Genomic DNA, 20098 nt, shown 5'->3' on the forward strand with positions numbered 1-20098 from the left:
GACCGAGACCCAGTTTACCGGTGGGTCCATCTGAACGCAAGCGGTCCCGGACATCGTCCGGGACCGTTGTACGCAACTTCGAAATGAGCGGGATTTCCGGAAACTAGCTCTCCGGCGATGCCTCAGGAGCTGGCTCGGTCTCGGCGACCGGTGTGGCCTCGCCGGCAACTTCCTCAGCCGGAGCACTCGATATCTGCGCCGAGCGAAGCACGCGCGCTTCTTCCACTGGTTGCTGCAGCGGCTGATGGAAATACATCACCCACGGTCGGCCCAGCGTATCGACCGAAACGGTCGCGATGCCCTGAATGCCTTCCTCGCCAGCCGTCAGCGACTCCTCGGCGCCAGCCACGGTTTGCCCTGCCGCGATGGCAAGCGCGCCAACTTTGACCGAGACACCGCTGCCGAGGTTGTAGACCACATAGGTGGTGCCGTCTGTGCTCACCGCGATGCGTGGATAGCTGCCCCGGTCACCGGATGCGATCATTGCGGCTTCGCTCCAGCTGTCACTGTCCTGATCGAGGCGCTGCAGGTAGAGTTGATTTGCCTCCTCTGTGCGACGGCCGTAGACCAGGGTCACGCCACCGGATGGGTCGTCGGCCATGTCGAGGAACCGGCCGCCGATCAGATCGCTTCCGCGATCGAAAATCGCCTGCGGTTCACTCCATGCGGCGGAATCTCCAATCGGCCGCTCGCTCCACATCAGGGTGGTTGCAGTGTTGAGGCCAACCTCAGTGTTATAGACCGACCAGACAGCGATCAGCCGGTCGCCATCGGCAACAAGCTGAGGGCGGCTCGCGTTGGTCGCGTCATCTGGCCGCTGATTGACTTGCACCGGCTCTGACCAGGTGCCATCCGGGTTGAGATCGCTCACGAAGACATCGGCGTTCGACGGATCCGCCGCGCGCAGCTCGTCGGAAACACCCCGCTGGTCTTGCCAGGCCAGGTGGAGCCCGCCATCGCTATCGATCGTCAGGTCTGGGCTCAACTGATGGCCGGCAGTCTCGCTGGAAACGATCACCGATGGCTGGCTCCAGTTCCCGGCATCGTCGACGGTCATGTAGACCAGGGTCGAGAACGAGGTCGGGTCCAGAGAACCGCGGATGGTGTAAACGAGGTGGGTTGTGCCGGCGCCGTCCACCACGCCGGTGGGACCGAACGCGACCTCGCCCGGGAGCGCGAACGCCGGTTGCCAGTTGCCCGTTCCCGGATCGAACCGTGTGGCAAAGAGCTTTCGGTTGGAGAGGAGCGGGTTCGCGCCAGGTTCGGTCGGCAGCCGGAGCTGCGCGGTGAAGAAGCCCCAGGCTCCACCGTCTGGCAGGTTGATCACAAGCGGGGACCAGTCGATCGACACCTCGTAAAGGGTAGCCTCGCCGCCATTCGTGATCCTGATCGTGTCGTAACTCGGCTGAACGGTCGCCGCCGCAGGAAGGAGCGGTATCGCGCCGGCCAATGTGAGCGCGCCCGCGAGGGCAATGGTTCTCAACCGTCGTTTGAGCATCGTGGTCAACCTCGAATAGGGGCGGAGAACAATCCCGCCCGGCAAAAATCAGTCGCGGGGACACGAGCCGCGGATCGCGGCACGCCGGATGCTACCAGACTTGCGCAGATTGGCGACCGATCCGGTGATGACAGGCCGCCAATCTCCTGCGAAGCTACTCGCCCGATTCCGGCAGATCGAGAAAGTCCTGAGCGATGTAGCCGGTGATGGACGGATCGTCGTCCAGCGAAACCGGCCACCAAACATACTCCCCGTCATCCTCGGACGGTCCGGTGATCGTCACGGTTTGACCGAAGAACACCTGCGTGACGACTTCGCACTCAGTGCTCGCGCATGCGCGCATATTGACGCCGTCTGAATTGACGGACACCGAGTCGCCTTCTTGCGGTCCGCTTGGTGTGGCCGTGGCGCTGGGCGTCGATTTCGCGTCTGGAGTCCGCGTCGCGCCCGCAGACGGCGTGCCGCCTGCTGCCGGAGTCTCGTCGCCGGGTTCTGGAGTCACCTCTGTGCCGGTCACCTGAATCTCGCCCACACCGTCGCCCGATGGTGTCGGCTCACTCTCGGGGCTTGCGGGCTCGACCGACAGGCGAAGGAAGGAGAGTGGCCCATCGTTCTCCGGGCGAGGCGCTTCTTTCACTCCGAGCGGAAAGAAAACGGCGTCATTGACTGCCAAATTGGTTTCTGTACCGGGCGCGGTGTCTGGTTGTGGACCGGGTGTTGCCCCGCGCGAGACCTGTACCTTGCCACCCAACACCGTGAAGTCGAGCCCGCCCTGCTGCAGTGAGAGCATCGTCTGGTTCGATTCGGCAGGGAGCGGTTGGCCCTCATCGAGCGCCAATTTGTCCACCACGACCCGAATCCCGTTTGCCGGCATCGAAGATGCCACGCCATCGCCCAGAACCTGGGGGGTCACACCAGTGAACGCCGCGGCATCGGGTTGCCCGTTGATATAGGTAACCCCGGGTGGGTGTTGATGCCCAGCCGGAAGCAGCACTACCGTCAAGAGCGAGACGGTCTCGGAACCGGCATTGCGGAACGTCATCGGCGTCTGCGGCAAGTAAACCAGTTGGTCGCCAACGGTCATCTCGAATTCGGAGCCTACTGGCGCCAACTCCCCTGCGGTAGGAGTTCCTTCTGCAGGACGATCTCCGGCCAGCATGAGTTCGGCCGCGCCATTAACCTGGACCGTCAACGTTCCGCGTTCCACCACAACGATCTCCGGTCCAGGATGCGTGTGCAATGGGCTGCTGGCTTCGGGTTCGAGCGTGATGCGCAGCAAGCGCACGAACGCAGGCGCCACAGGATAGTCGCCCGCGTCGAGTGTCGCGTCGATCAGAATGCCCGGATTTTCGCCTTCCTGTGCAGCCGAGGGATGGACTTGGTGACCGGCCAGGGAGATCGCCAGCAACAGTACGATGAGCGCAAGTCGGCGCAAGAGCCGAAATTGCATGATAGGAATCCTCCCAACATAAACACAGAACAGTGCGCGCCGGCTTCGCGCCACGGTCCGTTTGGGCAAGCAGCGCCGGCGTTCCAAACGAACGAACCGCAACACTACCCTATTCCAGTTGAACGAAGCAGGGCCCCGATCGGTTTGCTGTGGAATTGCGTTCAATCGCTCCCGGACGTTGCCCAGACTGGTTCTCCGACCGTGGTCGCTTATTGCAATACCGGGCGCATGCCGATAAGATGCTCGTGAGAGGTTCGGGCGCAGCATTGATCGGTTCCTGGCAATAGCGATTGGACAAGAGCCGCGCCTCCGTGCGTTGTGCACGAACACTCACAAGGTATCCTCTTGGTGCACGGAGGATGCAATCACCCGATTCGAGTAGTCAGGCGTCCGAAAGGGTGCCGCGATTGGTCGAATGGGACGAACTACGATGGTCGACGGTGCGGGAAGGCGGGGATAAGACGTAGCCGGAGGGCGTGAATGCGCCCAACGGCTCGTTGTGTTCTTGCGGCCCTTGCACCCGCGGACTCGGGAAACTGCAGTCCCGAACGCGAACGGAAGGTCGGAACGGATTTTGGCAAGGGGCTCGAAGCGTAGCCAGGGAGTGCGCATCCGGGGCGCGGCGTTTGTCGTTCGCCGCGATGTTTTCCGGGTGCTCGCCGCTGCTTTGATCGTTCTGAGCACGCTTTTCTTCGCAAACCCGACACTCGCCGGGCTGGGCAACATCTCGTCAGCCACGCTTCAACTGAATCAGGACGGCGGTGACTCCGGCACCGGAACCGGGGGAGACGGTGATGCCACCGGAGGCGATGCCACGGGTGGCGATGCGACCGGGGGCGACGCCACCGGAGGCGATTCCGGCGGATCCTCTGGGGGCACTGTTGGTGGTGACGCGACGGGTGGCTCCACAACTGGCGGAAATGCCACCGGCGGAAACAGCACCGGCGGCAACGCTGGTACCGGCGGCAATGCCGTTGGAGGCGATGGAATAGGTGGTAACGCGAATGGCAGCGTTACCGGTGGAACGGCATCGTCCGGGAATGTCGTCGTCGCTGGCACGGCCACGCAAGGGGGCAGTGCCGTTGGTATTGCGAGTAGCGGAAGTGCCACCACAGGCGCTGGCGGAACTGGGGGCGGAGCCGGATCGAGCTCAGGCGGAAGCTCCTCGAACGGCGGCAGCGCGGGTACAGGCGGGGCGGCGTCGAGTGGTTCTGTCTTTGGGGATGGAAACACGGGTGGCTCGGCTTCGGCCGGGGACTTCCGTGCCGGTACTGCGGTCTCAATAGCGACAGGTACATCGAATACTGGCGGCGACGGCCATGGCGGCTCCGCGTTTGGCGGCGATTCCAACGGCGGCGCTGCGGTCGGGGGCGTCGCTTCTGGCGGGGCGGCGGTCGGTGGCGCTGCCACGAGCGGTTCCACGATCGGCGGAGGCAATGTCGGTGGGCAAGCTGGCCAGGCAACTGGCGGGCTCGGTATCGCTGGCAGCGCCAACGCTGGCTCTGGCGGCACGGCCAATGCCGGTGACGGAACCGGCGGCTCCGGCGGAAATGGCGGCAGCCCTGGTCTGGCGACCATCGCGGTCGGCGGCATGGTCTCGACCGGTGACGATGGCGACACCTCTGAATATGAATCGAGTACCGCAAGGGCAGCTCTGCCAATGCCGAATCTACCGCTGGATCGGGCGGAAACGCCTCGGCGGGTACGGTAACACCTGCGATCGCAGGACAGGGTGGTTCCGGGGGCGACGGCGGCAGCGCAGTGGGCGGCAATGCTTCTGCGACTGGTGGCGGCGCCAATGCTGGCAGCGGTACCGGCGGTGATGGGACCGCGGGAAGCGGTGGAGACGCATCAGGCGACACCGTTGGCGCAGATGCTGTCGGCGGAAATGCCACTGCGGGAAATGGCGCCGGAGGCGACGCGCTTGCCGGTGATGGCGCGGATGGCGGAAGCGCCACCGGCGGCGATGGTACCGGTGGCGATGGCGCAACGACGGTCCAGGGCGACTGGGTCCAAAGCGGCGGCGCATCCAATGCGGGTGGCACGGTCGCGGATGGCGGAAGTGTCTACACGTGGACCGATAGTTGCGATTCCGCTGGCGGCCAGGGCGGCGATGGCGGCTCTGGTGGCACGGCAACCGGCGGATCGGTTACCGATGGCGGAGCAGGAGGCGCGGGTGGCGCTGCCTCTTGCGGCGCAACCTACAACGAGGCAAATCATGGCGGCAGCGCCACGCACGGAAACACCACCGGTGGAGATGCCACTTCGACGATCGAGGTTGCTGGCAACACTGGCGGATCGGCCACGGGCGGTTCGGCGCAAGGCGGCGCCTCGAATGGCGGGAATGCCACCGGCGGCGCAGGTTCGGGCGGCGACGCGGTTGCCGGAGCCACCACCAGCGGTATCGATGGCGGTGTCAATCGAGGCGGTGACGGCGGCGACGGGACCGGCGGTCTTGGACTCGGCGGAACGGGAACCGGTGGATCAGGTGGAACCGCGACCGGCGGGGCTGCCTCGGCCGGCGCCGGAGGCGCTGGCGGAGCCGGTGGTTCGGCAGGAACCGGTATTTCTGGCGATGCCATTGCCGGAGATGGTGGTGATGCCGTTTCCAGCGCAATTGGCTCCTGGGGCGGTGATGCCTCGGCGACCGCGACCGGCGGCGATGGCGGTTCTGCGACGTCCGGCGCAGTCGATCCGGGAGATGGTGGCGCTGGTGGCGCGGGTGAGCCGGTGGAAACGCCGGAGCAGGGGCTGCCTCGGCAAATGGCGGCGTTGGCACTGGCGGCAACGGCATCGGCGGAGTAGGCACCGGTGGTGATGGCGGCGACGCAATCGGACTCGACATATGGTGGTCTGACTACCGGTGGTGACGCCACTGGCGGCAACGGCACCGGCGGCACTGCCACGGCCAGCGACGCTCAGAATGGCGGCGCCGCAACCGGTGGAAACGCCACGGCAGGTTCGGCAAGCACAACAGTCGGACCGGGACAAAATGAAACCCCCACTGTCCAGGGAGGCGATGCGGTCGCGGGCTACGCGCAAGGCGGCGATGTCATCTCGATCGTCGATGGCTGCCAGGCCGAAGGTGGAGCTGGCGGAAACGGCGGCGGTGGCGGGACCGCTCAGGGCGGATCGTTCGCGACAGGTGGCGCTGGCGGAGCCGGCGGCGGGGCTTCCTGTGAAGCGACTGACGGCGGAAGCAACGGCACAGCAGATGTCGGCGCAACCCATGGAGATGTCACTGGTGGGTCGTCGACCAGTGAGACGACCGTTGGCGCCAGCATCGGTGGAGACGCAACCGGCGGCAACGCGACTGCTGGCGACTCGAACGGTGGGGATGCCACCGGCGGCGCTGGATCAGGCGGAGCGGCCGCATCTGGCGATACGCAGGGCGGAAACACGTCCGGTGGTAACAACCAGGGTGGCCGCGGCGGTGATGGAACCGGAGGAACTGGCTCAGGCGGCGCTGGCGCCGGTGGGTCTGGTGGGTAACGCTGGTCTGTCGAGACGCGACGCCTGGCGGCTTGGGCAGCAGGCGGATCAGGCGGCGAGGGCGGCGACGCATGGAGCGGCGATGCTTTCGGCGGAAACGGCGGAGATGCTGACGCATCGGCCTCCGCGAGCGGTGGTTATGCCGTTTCCAATGCTGTGGCATCCGGTGGCAACGGTGGAAGTGCATCATCCGGCGCGGCCAACGCTGCGAACGGGTCGGCAGGCGCCACCGGCGGGGCTGGTGGTGACGCGACGACCGGGAATGCGGCTGCAAATGGCGGCTCCGGCACTGGCGGCGACGGATCCGGAGGCCGGTATCGGCAGCAGGCACGAAGATCGGCGACACCACCGGCGGCGCGACCAAGGGCGGCAACGCTGTGGCCGGCGACGGTACCGGCGGTGCGGCCACCGCTGGCCAAACTGGCCTGGGTGGCGACGCTACCGGAGGGAACGCCACTGGCGGCGCAGTGACCAATGACATAACAACAGCAGTTCTCGTCGGCGGCGACGCGACCGGTGGCAGCGCGATCCAGGGTGACATGCTCGTCCTGACGAACGGCTGCTCGGCGACCGGCGGAGCCGGCGCGGATGGCGGTATCGGCGGCGACGCCCAATCTGGCGGGTCTGCCAACGGCGGAGCCGGTGGAAGCGGTGGCGCGGCCAACTGCGGCGAAACTGGCGGCGGTGGGTACACGGCTGGAACGGCTACACATGACGCGGTTTCGGCTGGCACGGCATCCTCCGCCACTGATGTCGACGGGAGCACCGGTGGCAATGCAACTGGTGGTTCCGCGACAGCTGGCAATGCATCTGGCGGCAGCGCGACTGGCGGAGCCGGCAGCGGTGGGAGCGCTTCGAGCGGAGCGACCACCGGTGGTGACGTCAGTGGCGGCGGCAATATCGGAGGTGCGGGCGGTTCTGGCACGGGCGGCTCGGGAACCGGTGGCGCCGGTACAGGCGGGGATGGCGGCACGGCTACCTCAGGTGATGCGACCGGTGGCTCCGGAGGTGCTGGTGGATCTGGTGGCGACGGTGGCGACGCGGTTTCTGGCGAAGCCACTGCCGGCGACGGAGGCGATGCCACGGCCGATGCGGCGGTAATCGAGCTCGATCCAAATGCGGACGCAGCTGGCGGCAGCGGTGGCAATGCGACTACCGGAACTGCCACTGGTGGACAAGCAGGAACCGCGGGAGCTGGCGGCGCCGGGGCGGAAGCCAGTAGCGGCGATGCTTCCGCTGGTGGCGGAGTTGGCACGGGCGCAAACGGCGCTGGTGGGTATGGCACTGGCGGCAACGGTGGCAATGCCACTGGCAACACAGCTGGCGGCGAGACGATCGGCGGCGATGTCACCGCGGGCGACGGAGTTGGAGGAATCGCGACGGGCGGCAACGCTTCGGATGCCGGTTCTGCCAGCGGCGGAGTCGCCACCGGACGCAATGTCACTGTCGATATCACAGGTGGTACGGCAACGACAGGCAATGTCATCGGGGGCACTGCCTCCACCGGCAACATTGCTCCGGGCGATCTGCTGTCGACGTTGGTCGAACAGGAAGTCCTGACCCCAGGACAAGCTATCGCGTTGGGCATCTTGGTTGGCGGCGATACGCTGGCGGTCGTTTCGGTCACGGATGGCTGCGCGGTAACTGGAGGCGCCGGCGGCGCGGCCGGATCGGGCGGCAATGCGGATACAGGTGGCACTGCCAGTGGTGGCACAGGAGGCGCCGGTGGCGGGTCAGGTTGTGGAGACACGACCGGCGGCGGGGAGAGTGCCGGGGATGCGGCCATCGGTCCGGTGAGCTCTGGTGACGCCACTGTAAGTTCAACGGTCGGATCGAGCACCGGAGGCGATGCCGCCGGCGGCAATGGATACGCAGGCAGCTCGAATGCTGGATCTGCGACCGGAGGCGCGGGAAGCGGTGGGACAGCGACAGGCGGTTCCACCACCGGCGGAAACGCCACAGGCGGCGGCAACCTCGGTGGCGATGGTGGTACAGGCCAAGGTGGCGCGGGTACCGGCGGCGCGGGAACGGGCGGAACCGGTGGCACAGCAGCGAGTGGTTCCGCGGACGCTGGAAACGGTGGCGCCGGCGGCGACGCTGGCGACGGTGGAGACGGCGTCTCTGGCGATGCGCTCGGTCACGATGGCGCGGATGCCGATTCGGATGCGGCCACCTCTCCTGGCAACGGCAACATCGATCGATCGGTCGAAGGGGGCGACGGCACGTCCTCCAACTCCGGCAATGGCACTGGCGGCAACGGCGGTTCTGGTGGCACGGGAGGCAATGGCGCGCCAGCAACGACAGGGAATGCCAACGCCAACGCGGGTGACGGGACCGGCGCCGATGGGACCGCCGGATCCGGCGACGCTGGCGACGGTGGTGAAGCGACCGGGGAGGTCACCGGCGGCGCTACGACGGGCGAGATCGTTCACGGTGGTGACGGTACTGGCGGTCCGGCCACAGGAGGCAACGCCGCCGAGGGTGGAGATGCGAATGGCGGAGCCGGCACGGCTGGCAACGCCGAGACGACCATTCTGGGTGGAACTGCTACCAGTAGCGATACGGATCTTTCCGATTTCATTCTCGAAAGCGGCTCAGTCGTTTCCCTGGCGACTGGATGTACGACGACCAATTCGAATGGCGGAGACGCCGGCGACGGTGGCGAGGCCAGCACGGGCTCCAGCGCGAATGGCGGAAACGGCGGCTCGGTTGGCTTGAGCAACTGCGGCGCTGTCGATGGAGACACGAATACCGGTGGCTCGGCGGAACTCGAAGGTGTCTCCGGCGGTGACGCTTCCTCGGTCACGGATGCCACTGGTTCGGCTGGCGGCGACGGAACTGGCGCGGACGCTGGTTCGTCTGACGGTCAGGCAGATTCCAACGGCGGCGACGCGACCGGTGGCAACGGATCTGGTGGAAACGCCTCTGGTGGCGATGTGACTGGTCAGAGTGTCACCGGTGGCGGAAACGCTGCTGGTGATGGCGGCGACGCAACCGGCGCCGACGCAGCCGGCGGAGCCGGTGCCGGAGGCGATGGTGGCACGGCCATTGGCGGTGATGCTTCCGGTGGCGACGGTGGAGCAGGCGGTGATGGCGGCAATGGTGGAGACGGTGTTTCCGGGGATGCCGGAATTCTTCCACCGACCCCGACACCGATCCCAACTGTGAATCCGACCCCGCCGGTCGAGCCGACACCGGGTGACATTTCGACTCCGACCAATGACGAGGTCATCGGTTCGATCAAGGCACTGCCCTCGACTGGCACGGATGCCGGACAGGGCGCTTCGACCATGCGAATCCTCTTGCTCATCCTCATGGCGGCGACCACCGCAGGTGTCATCGCGGTCATGCTTCACGTGCGCCGCGAGCACGACGAGCGGGCGCGACGGTCCCGTGTCCGCGTGCGAACCGGAAGGGGCCAGCGATGAAAGGCTTGTTTGCACTTTTCCCCGCTGGTAGGATGGACGTGGGGAGGGCAGCGTTCGCTTCCCGATCGCTCCGAGGAAGCGCGTGCTCCTCGACGCTGTTATCGACTTGGGAGTGTTCCGCACTCAGCACGGCGAAACTGGGCACCCACCCGGGCGCCGGGAAATCGTTCACATGATGAGCCGATCGAACACATTGCGCTGGCTTGGCGTGCTTCTCCTTGATCCCCGGTCCTGAGTTCGGGCTGGGCGGCCACGGCAATCGCTCAGGAGTCGGACGGCACACCTGTTCCTGCGCCAACGGCAACCGTCGAGGGCGTCGTCTCGATCGGCGATGAGTCCAGCACGGGAATCTCTGAGGAACCGGTCGTCACCGAAGAACCGAGTGTGGCTTCGACCGAAACAGCGGGTGATGGCGAAACTGCCACCCCAACGGAGTCGTCCGGCGGTATTGGGGACGACAACGACTCGGGTGTTTCGACCGGTGAAGGGACACCCACACCGGAAACGAGCGAGACGGCCAGTCCAACGGCCGAAGCGAGCCCCACCGAAACCGCAAGCCCGACAAGCGCAGCGAGCCCAACCGCGAGTCCCACCGAAAGCGTGGAAGCTGCGGCAGTGAGTGTGTCGGTGACGATTTACACCTGCTCGAGCGGCTATAGCGGTGGCGATCCCGGAAGCGACGGCAATTGTGGGCCCGCTGCCGGCGTTGGCGTTTCGGCCTCGTCAGAGGGCGGCCCAATCGGCGCAAGCACTACCAACGGTTCCGGTGTCGCCTCATTCGATGCGCCGGAAGGTGAAACGGTTACGTTCACCGAGGACCAGAGCACGCTTCCGAGCGGATTTGTGCCCGATGGCAACGGGTCGGCCTCGGTTGCAGCCAGCGATGGCGCCTCTGCCTACATCGTCAATATCCAGGTGAGCACGGCAGGCCGACTCCAGATCTCCAATGGCCAGTGCCCCACCTCTGGTGAAGCGCGCACGCAGTTCATCGTTGTTGGGCCGCTCGCCATGCAAGCAGCCGGGCTTGGCTGTGAGCCGCGTGCCGGCGCGAGCCTCACCGTTGCTGGCGCGGGTGGAACGTATTCGGTCGTCACTGATGGCGCTGGCAATTGGATTGGGACGGTTCCGGTTGGTTCCTACACCATTTCGAACGCAAACGGATCCGCTGATCTCGAGGTGGTGGCTGGAGCAACGACGATCGTCCTGGCTGTCGACTATGTACCTGGCCCCAAGGGCACATTGACCATCGAACGCTTCGACTGCGCGGAAGGCGCCGAAGGAACCTTCATTACCATCGGCGGTGGTCCGAACAACGCCAGCTGCGTTCCGAGCGACAGAAGCGTCAGCGTGGCCTCTTCTGAGGGAGGCGCCGCGCCGTTGGTCATCGACCTCGGCGAAGACGGGGCGACCTCCGTGGAAGTTGCGGCTGGCGACTATGTGGTCACCGACGGGCCGACGGGCGCATCCGCGGCCGTGTATGTGCCCGAAGGCGATTCGGTCACCGCGTCCATCAACAGCACGATTCTTTCCGGAGCGATTTCGGCCAGTCTGTACTGGTGTTCGGAATCGGTCAGGCGTTGTGAACCCCACCACCTGGGGCAATTGGACGACTGGATGCGGCCGCGCCGGCGCTGGCGTAGTAGTGTCGCTTCTCGATGGCAGCGGCAATGTCGTTTCCACCGCGTCCACCGGCGGCAACGGATCGCTGTCGTTCACCAACCTGGTGCCGGGGACTTACTCACTCTCGTCGTCCAGCGGTTGCGCGCTCTTTGCAAATGGCGCCGATGCGCGCAATGGCTTCACCATCGCCGCCGGTGACACCGTGCAGATTGCGGCCTTTGGATGCGAAGAACCGTCCTACGTGCCGGAAGAGCCCGAGGAGCCGGGCCCGAACCCGGGTTCGATTGGCGGCGAGAATGGCAATCCTTCCGGTGGCGGCGGGTCCATCGGAAGCGGCGATGCCCTCGGCAACGGCGGTGGTTTCACGAGTGCGCCATTCGCGCCCTCAGGGTTCCACACGGAATCTCACGATGAATCCGCTGGCGAACGTGTCCACGCTCCCCGCAACGGGCGAGGGGACCGATCGATTCGCGAATACCACGCTGTTGATGTTGCTCGGTCTTGCGGCTCTGGCAGCCGGAGCGGCGACCTCGCTCGCTCCGCAACGGCCCAAACGCCAGCGATAGCATCTGGAATGCTGCAATCGGCTGGATAGGCCGGCCTGGTTCGCGGTAGCATCCGCACGCGCGTCGGAGGACGCACGACCCTCTAGCTCAATGGCAGAGCACCGGACTTTTAATCCGTTGGTTCCGGGTTCGAGTCCCGGGGTCACTACCAGAAAGCCGCATGATTGCTAGGTTTTTCGATCTCTGACGGTCATAGACTCCGGATCGGGCCTGCGGCGGTACCGCCTCACAGCACCGCCTTTTCGTTAAAAACGCGGGCACAATGTCCATGATCGATCTACTGGAACCTGCAAGGGTCGGTTAGGGTCGCCACCTCTTCGGATTTCGGGCTTCCTGAACGGCACCAAAGGCCTGCTCTCCCCAAGATACCGACCTTGCAGGAACACCCGCCAGATAGGGTGAAAGTGGAGTTGACCTTGCTCGAATGGCACCACGCCTGGGGAATTCCTTGTCATCGTGCGCCTGGGGTCAAATAAACCTGCTGTTTCGCATTGCCGGGTGGCCGTGTTGGACTTCAAACGGTGAGTAGACGGGAATGACGTGTTGCTGGGACGGTGCTCCTGAACCCACCCCCGACCCTTTTCCATCCGCATTGCTACGTACGTCCCAAAAACCCGGCTCAACATCCATCCATTGAAAATACGGGATGATCGATGCGAACCCTGACTGAGGCTTGCGGCTTGGAAAAGGCCGCCAACCCCCTGTATTCCCTGCCTCTTACTAGGTCACGGGCGACCTGCATTGTCACGCCGCTCGGATGCAGCCAGCCATATTGTAGAATACTCACGACGACCGAACCAAGCGATCTCCAACGCTTCGCGAGTCATCTGATCGACGATTTCTGCGCCGTTCCCGATTGCGGCTATTTTCGGCCTCCGTGGCGAACAATTGCACCCGGATTCGTCAGCGTCACCGACAGTGAGAGATGGGAGCAGGTGAATCCGGGTTCGTCGGATCACGCAGCTCGCCGGTCATAGTGCGCCAACGGTCAACCCAAGCGACTAGGATTTCCACTACCTGCAGAGCAGCAATTGCGATGATTGCCGCTCCTACCGAATGGACCCGTGCCGAGACAGTGCTGTTGAGAAACCGACTCCAGTTCGTCGTCATCACGGAGCCACTTCGGATCATCAATGCCAGAGTCCGCGATCCTGTTGCCGAAGGCCTTTGACGAACCTACCCAAGCAGAGATCGCCAGCGAACCCCACAATGCACCAGCTTTCAGCACTTATGGCCAGCTTTTACAATGTCGTGGGCTCTTGATTGTCGGGAACCAAGAACTCCTGTGGTCAGGCGGCAATCAGCGATTACGGAAATATTTCGGCTAGTGAATTGAGAGCAAGTACGAGGGCTGGGTCACGTGGCACCAGTCGTTCGGCCCGGTTGGCATGGAGGTTTGTGTCGGGGCGGGCCGAAATCAGTCTACTTTGTAGCGCGCTTCCTCGCCACGTGCACAGGCCGCAAGCGTCGCGCCGTTTCCCTGTCATATCCCGGACTCCGCCCGCTCTTGCGCATCTGCATTTTCGATCAGCGTTAACGGGCTGCCATGGCCGTGAGAATCATCTGGCTGTGACTGAGTTGCTCCATGACTGAGCGCATTGGAACGCCAGCAGCCAGCAAGAGGGGCGCGCAGTTGTGCCGTAGCGCAGTGAAGCCGCATGGAGGAAGCTCGGCTTCGCTCAAGAGATGCCTCAGCCTTCAATAGCTATTGCTCGGACCAATCGTCGTCCCGGGAACTGTTGCGAAGACCAGATCGCTGTGCCGCCATTGATACCCGGTCGGGCTTCAGGAACGAATGCCTGTCCCGTTGCATTTGCAACGCCTCAACGGTTTACCAAGGAAGCGGTGACGTTGGCGCCGACCGCTGCATCTGGGGTTCACCGAATCCATATTCGCCAATGATCCAGTGGACCGTCTTCCGAACCCGAAGGGTTGAATTCATCGGGTCCTGTCAGCGCAGACTAGCCATTTCCCAGGACCTCAACCTGGTGAATAGGGCCGCGGTCAAGAGAGCTGCGTGGTCGGCCCTGCGACCCCGGGCCATTGGTCAGGATTTGCCGAGACATCCACCACGATGCCGTCGGGATCAGCAACCTTGAATGACTCTGTCGGCGGATTGGACGGGTCGTATGGCTTGCCGCCATCCACAACATCCCAGATGATCTCGAATCCCAATCCCTGCAACCGTTCCGCCGCGGTCGCCAGGTCATCGACAAGCACGCCGATGTGCAGGTAGTCCAGCATGCCGGAGACATGTGCTGGCCGGTCTGGACCGTTATGCTGGAAGATCCGGAAGTTGCTCCATCCGTCGGTCAAGTCGCAATGCACGTCCGACTCCTGCACCACTGCGAGCGCGAGTGCGTCCCGCCAGAACCGCAGCGTTTCGGACAGGTTCGTTGCTCGCACCCCAACATGAACGAGTCGTGTCGTCATGAGTCGCTTTCCTTTGATGTTCGCTTTGCGATCCTCATCCCAGTTTCGGGAAGCGCATTGGCAGACCGGGAATCTCCATCTCGATCGTCGTCAAGTGCCACCGGGAGAGACTGCCGATCACCATGGTGGTCCGTTGCGGACCGGTGAACGCGATATTCGTCGGCGCGGCCAGTTGCGTGTTCTGCCAGTCGTACCCCAGCACGTCCAGAACTCCGTCGGTGCCGAACCGATAGACCACGCTCGGGGCATAGCAGGCGATGTACAACGTCCCCTCGGCATCGAAGGCGATTCCGTCCGGGACGTTTTTCGGGAGCTCCACTACCGTTTCCACTGTCCCAGCCGAGCCATCCGGCTCGATCGCCACGCGCACGATTCCGGGCAATTCCGATGCCACCACATACAACCACTGTCCGTCCGGGCTGAGCGCCAGACCGTTGGGGAACGCCGGCACACCTTCACTGAACAGCTCCGTCGTTCGATCGGGGCGCACGACCAAAATGCACCCATCCTTCCCGCCCCAGTGCCCGGAGTCGGTAATGTACAGATTGCCCTCGGCGTCGAACACCGGATAGTTCGGATTGACGAACGCTCTCCCCGGGACGCCGCTCGTGTAATTCGACACGACGCCCTCCGGAGTCACTTTCTTGACCGAATGGGTACTCGTCTCACAGATGTAGACGTTGCTGTCCGCATCGAGCGCAAGCCCAAGGGCGAACCCGTCCACCATGCCGATCTGCTGCGCTGTCCCGTCAGGAGCGATGCGGTAGACCTGGCCCAGCTCGCCCCCGGCATAGATCGTGCCGTCCGGTCCCTCAGCGACCCCTTCCGGGTGGTCGAGCCCATTGGCCCAGGTACGGAACTCCGCCAGATCGCGCAAAGGATCGGACTCCAGGCCGATCGTCACATCCCAAACACCGGATACCTGACTCATGAGCGTACGTTCCCGTCCATATCGATGCCGGAGATCCCGGTCGTCGCGTCATAGAGCACCGCGCGAATCTCGGCGGTGCGGCTCTCCCCTGGTTGCAGCGTCCGGTGCGAGCCGTTTTTCTCGATTGCCGCGACCAGCCCCTGACCAACGTTCGTCGTGCTCGGCTCGATCGCCATGACGTAGACCCGTTTGTACCAGGGGAATCCGGGTGACGCATGGAGTTCTTGCCAGAACCAGGCGTAGGGGAAGTCTTCGGTGCGCCATGCCAACCCGGCGCCGATGCCAAGCCTGGTGTTGGTGATCCCATACCAGGCGATCTCATCGAAGTCTTCCAGATAGCCCATCGAGCCACGCGCCTCACCGATTCCAGGTACGACGCTCAGATCGGCCGTTGCGCCATCTCGCTCGGTCGTTGGCCAGCGGTACACCGTGCCAGGCGTCCAGGGGCACGTTGGCGGATCGTAGACGTCATCAGCGCGCAAGGTGCGCGCATTGGTATCGATCCGGCAATCCTCGCTCAGGAATGGAGCTCCATACGCCGGGTGATGCCCCCAGACATAGTCCATCGGCTCGCCTGCATCGTTGCGGACCGTTTCACGCAGCAGAAACGAGGTTGCGTCCTTGTCGAGCACGATGTCGCGCGTCAGCGTGAACGGGCTGCGCGCCAGGGTGGTGGTCAGTCGCACCCAGGCTTCGTGCTCATTGCTTCCCAGATCGGCAACATCCCAGAACATGCTGGAGGCTTCGCCGTGAAAGCTCAGCTCGACGCCCTTGTAGTGGCATGGACCGCCCCCGCTGGGAAAGAGCACTTGCCAACCGCCTGGATACCATTCGATCCAGGTGACGCTCGAGTCGAACGAGGTCGGAATCCCGGCGCCCGGTTTGCGCAGACCCCACGGGCTTTTCCACATGACATCCACCCCGGTCCCCTTGTGGATCCATTGGTAGATGTCCGCCCCCTTGTCTGGAAGTATCGTGATCTCGACTTTGTCGTTTTCCAGTTTCACCGCCGGAACATTTCGCTCCAGCGTGGTCTCCTTCGCCTTCAGCATCCCGGATTCCCTGCTTCCCTGCACGCCGCCATTTCGATACCGGAAGCTTACCTTCCCCTCCGACTGCGTGAGGGAGCGATGGTTCCGGGCGTGACGCTCTCCGGCCCTCGCTCAGTGCCCGACACTCGGCGAAACCAGGAAGGTCCCGGCACGGTCGTGATGACGGCTTGCTCGTCGATCTGGGCGAGACAGGCACGCCGCATGGAATCTCATGCGGCGCTGCGAGTGGGAATAGACCTATGCCGTGAGGCTGGCGCCTTCTGGGCCTTCGACTGGTTTCGCGGGTTCGGGCGGTTTGCGGCTGATGAAGGCCGTGCCGAACTCTCGGTACCGGGTGCGCCGGTCTTTCATCAAACGCCCGATACGCCGTTTGCGCAGCCCCTCCAGCTGACCCAGCAGCGCCAATTCGACATAGGTGGCTGCCAAATCGATGTCGGCCGCAGCCCCGTGTTCCGGCTCGGGCACGATCTGATCCACGATGCCGAACCGGGCCAGCTCTGGGGCGGTGATCCGCAACCGATTCGCGAGTTCCGGAGCGCGTTGCGCGTCCCGATAGAGAATGGCGGCCGCCCCTTCCGGGCTGATCACGGAGAAGAACGCGCCTGACTGCATCAGGACCCGGTCAGCCAGCGCCAGCGCCAGCGCGCCGCCACTACCGCCTTCGCCAACCACGACCGCCACCGTCGGAGTCTCCAGCGTGCTCATTCGCTCCAGCGTGCGCGCGATTTCACTTGCCAACCCGAGTTCTTCAGCTTCGATGCCGGGGTATGCGCCCGGTGTGTCGACGAAGGTCACCAGGGGCAACGACCACCGCTCGGCGAGGTCGAACATGCGCCGTGCCTTGCGGAATCCGTTCGGCATTGGTCGGCCTGCCGCTCCGACGATATCGGAGTCGGCGAACCGGTCGAACCCGACGAACGCTACGGGGAGACCGCCAACCTTGCCCAGGGCCGTCACGATGGAGGGATCGTCCCCGCCTTCGCGATCGCCGTGAAGCTCGACGTATCCAGGGGAAATCCGCGAAAGGTAGTCCCTCGTCGATGGGCGATTGTCAGCACGCGCCGACTCGACGATCTGCCATGCGGTTCGCTCATCGGGTGCAATAGCCGGAAGCGTGGCGTCTGATCGTTCGACCTCGGATTCCCGGATCGCGCGCAGCATCGCGCTGAGGTAGTTCCGTTGGTTAGGCCGCGACACCACGGCGTCCACCATTCCATGCGACAACTGGAACTCCGCCGTATGCGATCCCTCCGGCAAGGGGCGACCCAGCGCCTGTTCCACCACTCGCGGACCGGCGAATCCGATCAGGGCTTCTGGTTCAGCCAGGATGACATCTGCCAGGCTCGCGAACGAGGCATTCACGCCGCCCGTGGTCGGATCGCACATGATCGCGATGTAGGGAATCCCCTCCGCTTTCAGCATCGCAATCGACGAAGCGGTCTTCGCCATCTGCAGAAGTGAGAACATCCCCTCCTGCATGCGCGCTCCGCCGCTGGCAACGACCGCGATCAGTGGGCGTTTCTTGCTCGCCGCGAACTCGGCCGCCCGCGCCAGGCGCTCACCAACGACGATGCCCATGCTGCCGCCCAGGAAGGTGAAATCGAGCACCGCCAGCACCACCGGCTCGCCGCCGATCGTCGCTGTCCCCACGAGCATCCCGTCCGATCGGCCAGTTCGCGTCTGCTGTTCCCGCAGCCGTTCGGCATAGGCCAGATCGTCCGCGAACCCGAGCGGATCGGTGGAGTAGAGATCGGAATCCCGTTCCTCGAACGATCCCGGATCGCTCAGGTACTCGATCCGCCGTTGGGCCGAGATGCCAAAGTGGCGTTCACAAACTGGGCAGATGCGAAAATGGGTGAAGTCGGGCGCTCCTTCCAGCAGCGCGTCGCAGCGGTCGCACGATTCCCGGGCGGGGAGATCATAGACCTGATGCTCGACGGTCGGGCGGTCACGGAAGGGAAGCAATCGGCGCATAAGATTGGCCTCTGAGGGAACAGGGCAAAGACCCCTCTGCATGTAAACTATCGGGACCGGGGAATGAAACCGTAGAACGTTGCGGCCGCCCCGTCAAGCACCAGCGCGAACGATGGCAAACATGACCGAGAATTCCACTTTCCGTATCGAAGATATCGGCGACGACGTACGCATCGACGTGCTTCAGCGACTGGCTGAGCAGGCAATGTCCGATCTCGATTTTCGCGCGGTTGCCCGTCACGATCTGGAGGGCGCGCTGAGACAGTTCGGCTATGACCTGAACGAATCCGAGATGGAACTGGTGCTCGCCTTTCGCCGCTCCCTGGCCGATGCCGGGATCGACCTCTTTCTCGAAGAACGCATTACCCCCGAGCAGCTGGACGCCATCCACCAGCTCTTCGTGTAGTTTCCTGATCCGGTTCCGTGCCCGGCGTTGCCTTACTCCATCGTGCCGAACAGCCGATCCCCTGCGTCCCCCAACCCTGGCCGGATGAACTTGTTGCTGTCCAGTTCCCGGTCGAGTCGCGCGACATGGAGCGGAACGTCTGGATGCTCGTGCAGCATCAATTGCACGCCTTCCGGCGCCGCAATCAACCCAACGAACTTGATCCACTTCGCTCCGTGGTTCTTGAGCTCTTGCACCGCCGCAGATGCCGAACCCGCGGTGGCCAGCATCGGATCGAGCACGATCGTCAGGTCGTAGGGGAGCACCTCCGGCAATTTTCGGTAGTAGCTCACCGGATGATGTGTCAACTCGTCGCGATAGATCCCGAGGTGGTAGACGGTCGCATGCGGCACCAGCTCGCGCGCGCTATCGACCATGCCGAGCCCGGCCCGCATGATCGGCACCAACGCGATGCGGCAGTCGAGCACCGACCCTTGCGTCCGCTCCAGCGGTGTCTCGAAGATCTCCTGTTTCAACGGCAGATCGGTCGTGGCCTCATAGAGCAGGAACTGCGTCAGCTCGTCCGTCAGCTCCTTGAACGTGGCCGTCGGCGTGCGCGCTTCGCTCAGCTGCGTGATCTTGTGCCGCACCAGCGGATGCGCGCTCACGAACAGATTGGGAAAGCGGCCTGAAGGTTCCGGATACGAAAGCTCGGACAAGAGATTGCTCCGTTCGTTAGGATAGTGACCGGCGATATCTTACCCGTGATCGTTGCCGAGCGGCCGTCTGGCCCGCGCGGTCACTGACCGGTGTGACAGGAGTTCTCACGTGGGTTTCGTAACGCGATTGCAGCACACGAGTGTCCCCATGCCCGCGGATGGCGCTGAGCACGTTCGCGCCTTCTATGGGGAAGCGCTTGGCATGACGGAAAAGCTACCGCCCTCATCGCTGAGCGGCGTAGTCTGGTTCGAGGCAGGACCCGACGGCGACGAAGTGCACTGCTTCACCGATCCCGACTTTGTGCCAAACGGCAATCAGCAGCATCTTTGCTTGCAGGTGAACGATCTCGACGCGCTTCGCGCCCACCTGACGGAGAGAGGAATTCCAGTCGAGGAAACGATCGTGATCACCAACCGGCCGCGTTTCTTCGTGCGGGACCCCTACCAGAACCTCATCGAGCTCGTGCAGATCACGGGAGAGTACGACTAAACGAAGCCCAGGACCCTGAGTCCAGCGAGAAACCGGCCCACTGTCGCGCGCCGCGTGCTC

The 20098-nt window shown here is 64.1% G+C and carries 15 protein-coding genes and 1 tRNA gene; 9 read left to right on the forward strand and 7 right to left on the reverse strand.

Features of this window, described 5'->3' with window-relative positions:
• Positions 1 to 103: 103 nt before the first annotated feature.
• Together R2855_07905 and R2855_07910 are read right to left on the reverse strand one after the other, a co-directional pair.
• Positions 104 to 1498 carry a sialidase family protein gene (locus R2855_07905; protein ID MEZ4530945.1) on the reverse strand — a complete coding sequence of 465 codons (1395 nt, stop codon included), beginning with the start codon at positions 1496 to 1498 and terminating at the stop codon, positions 104 to 106.
• A gap of 154 nt (positions 1499 to 1652) precedes the next feature.
• Entirely contained in the window at positions 1653 to 2948 is a 1296-nt protein-coding gene (locus R2855_07910) for a cupin domain-containing protein (protein ID MEZ4530946.1), read from the reverse strand.
• Positions 2949 to 3522: 574 nt separating this feature from the next.
• On the opposite strand from R2855_07910, the gene R2855_07915 reads away from it, so the two are divergent.
• The 7 genes from R2855_07915 to R2855_07945 all read left to right on the forward strand — a co-directional run bounded on the left by R2855_07915 (position 3523) and on the right by R2855_07945 (position 12205).
• Entirely contained in the window at positions 3523 to 4659 is a 1137-nt protein-coding gene (locus R2855_07915; protein MEZ4530947.1) for a hypothetical protein, read from the forward strand.
• Positions 4660 to 4709: 50 nt separating this feature from the next.
• Positions 4710 to 5753 (forward strand): hypothetical protein, encoded by a 1044-nt coding sequence (locus R2855_07920; protein MEZ4530948.1) that lies wholly within the window; start codon positions 4710 to 4712, stop codon positions 5751 to 5753.
• 6 nt (positions 5754 to 5759) lie between these two features.
• Positions 5760 to 6440, forward strand: a complete 681-nt coding sequence (locus R2855_07925; protein MEZ4530949.1) for a hypothetical protein — start codon at positions 5760 to 5762, stop codon at positions 6438 to 6440.
• Positions 6441 to 6817: 377 nt separating this feature from the next.
• A complete protein-coding gene (locus R2855_07930; GenBank protein MEZ4530950.1) occupies positions 6818 to 9868 on the forward strand; it encodes a hypothetical protein in 3051 nt (1016 codons plus the stop codon).
• 384 nt (positions 9869 to 10252) lie between these two features.
• Positions 10253 to 11686 carry a hypothetical protein gene (locus R2855_07935; protein MEZ4530951.1) on the forward strand — a complete coding sequence of 478 codons (1434 nt, stop codon included), beginning with the start codon at positions 10253 to 10255 and terminating at the stop codon, positions 11684 to 11686.
• A gap of 212 nt (positions 11687 to 11898) precedes the next feature.
• On the forward strand, positions 11899 to 12054 hold the full coding sequence (locus R2855_07940) for a hypothetical protein (GenBank protein ID MEZ4530952.1): 156 nt from the start codon (positions 11899 to 11901) through the stop codon (positions 12052 to 12054).
• An 82-nt stretch (positions 12055 to 12136) separates the two neighbouring features.
• Positions 12137 to 12205: transfer RNA gene (locus tag R2855_07945), tRNA-Lys, on the forward strand.
• 1853 nt (positions 12206 to 14058) lie between these two features.
• Here R2855_07945 and R2855_07950 read toward each other — a convergent pair.
• The 4 genes from R2855_07950 to R2855_07965 form a co-directional block, all read right to left on the reverse strand.
• Positions 14059 to 14487, reverse strand: coding sequence for a VOC family protein (locus tag R2855_07950; GenBank protein ID MEZ4530953.1), 429 nt, complete (start codon positions 14485 to 14487; stop codon positions 14059 to 14061).
• 34 nt (positions 14488 to 14521) lie between these two features.
• A complete protein-coding gene (locus R2855_07955) occupies positions 14522 to 15418 on the reverse strand; it encodes an SMP-30/gluconolactonase/LRE family protein (protein MEZ4530954.1) in 897 nt (298 codons plus the stop codon).
• A complete protein-coding gene (locus R2855_07960; protein MEZ4530955.1) occupies positions 15415 to 16470 on the reverse strand; it encodes a DUF4432 family protein in 1056 nt (351 codons plus the stop codon). Before R2855_07960 ends, R2855_07955 begins: the two co-directional genes overlap by 4 nt.
• Positions 16471 to 16707: 237 nt before the next feature.
• Positions 16708 to 18444 carry a carboxyl transferase domain-containing protein gene (locus R2855_07965; protein MEZ4530956.1) on the reverse strand — a complete coding sequence of 579 codons (1737 nt, stop codon included), beginning with the start codon at positions 18442 to 18444 and terminating at the stop codon, positions 16708 to 16710.
• A 121-nt stretch (positions 18445 to 18565) separates the two neighbouring features.
• Here R2855_07965 and R2855_07970 point away from each other — a divergent pair, with 121 nt between their 5' ends.
• Positions 18566 to 18850 (forward strand): hypothetical protein, encoded by a 285-nt coding sequence (locus R2855_07970; protein ID MEZ4530957.1) that lies wholly within the window; start codon positions 18566 to 18568, stop codon positions 18848 to 18850.
• 32 nt (positions 18851 to 18882) lie between these two features.
• On the opposite strand, the gene upp is transcribed toward R2855_07970, so the two are convergent.
• Entirely contained in the window at positions 18883 to 19548 is a 666-nt protein-coding gene (gene upp, locus R2855_07975) for a uracil phosphoribosyltransferase (protein MEZ4530958.1), read from the reverse strand.
• 109 nt (positions 19549 to 19657) lie between these two features.
• Here upp and R2855_07980 point away from each other — a divergent pair, with 109 nt between their 5' ends.
• Positions 19658 to 20038, forward strand: coding sequence for a bleomycin resistance protein (locus R2855_07980; protein MEZ4530959.1), 381 nt, complete (start codon positions 19658 to 19660; stop codon positions 20036 to 20038).
• Positions 20039 to 20098 lie beyond the last annotated feature (60 nt).

The sequence above is a fragment of the Thermomicrobiales bacterium genome (assembly GCA_041390825.1).
Lineage (GTDB): Bacteria > Chloroflexota > Chloroflexia > Thermomicrobiales > UBA6265 > JAMLHN01.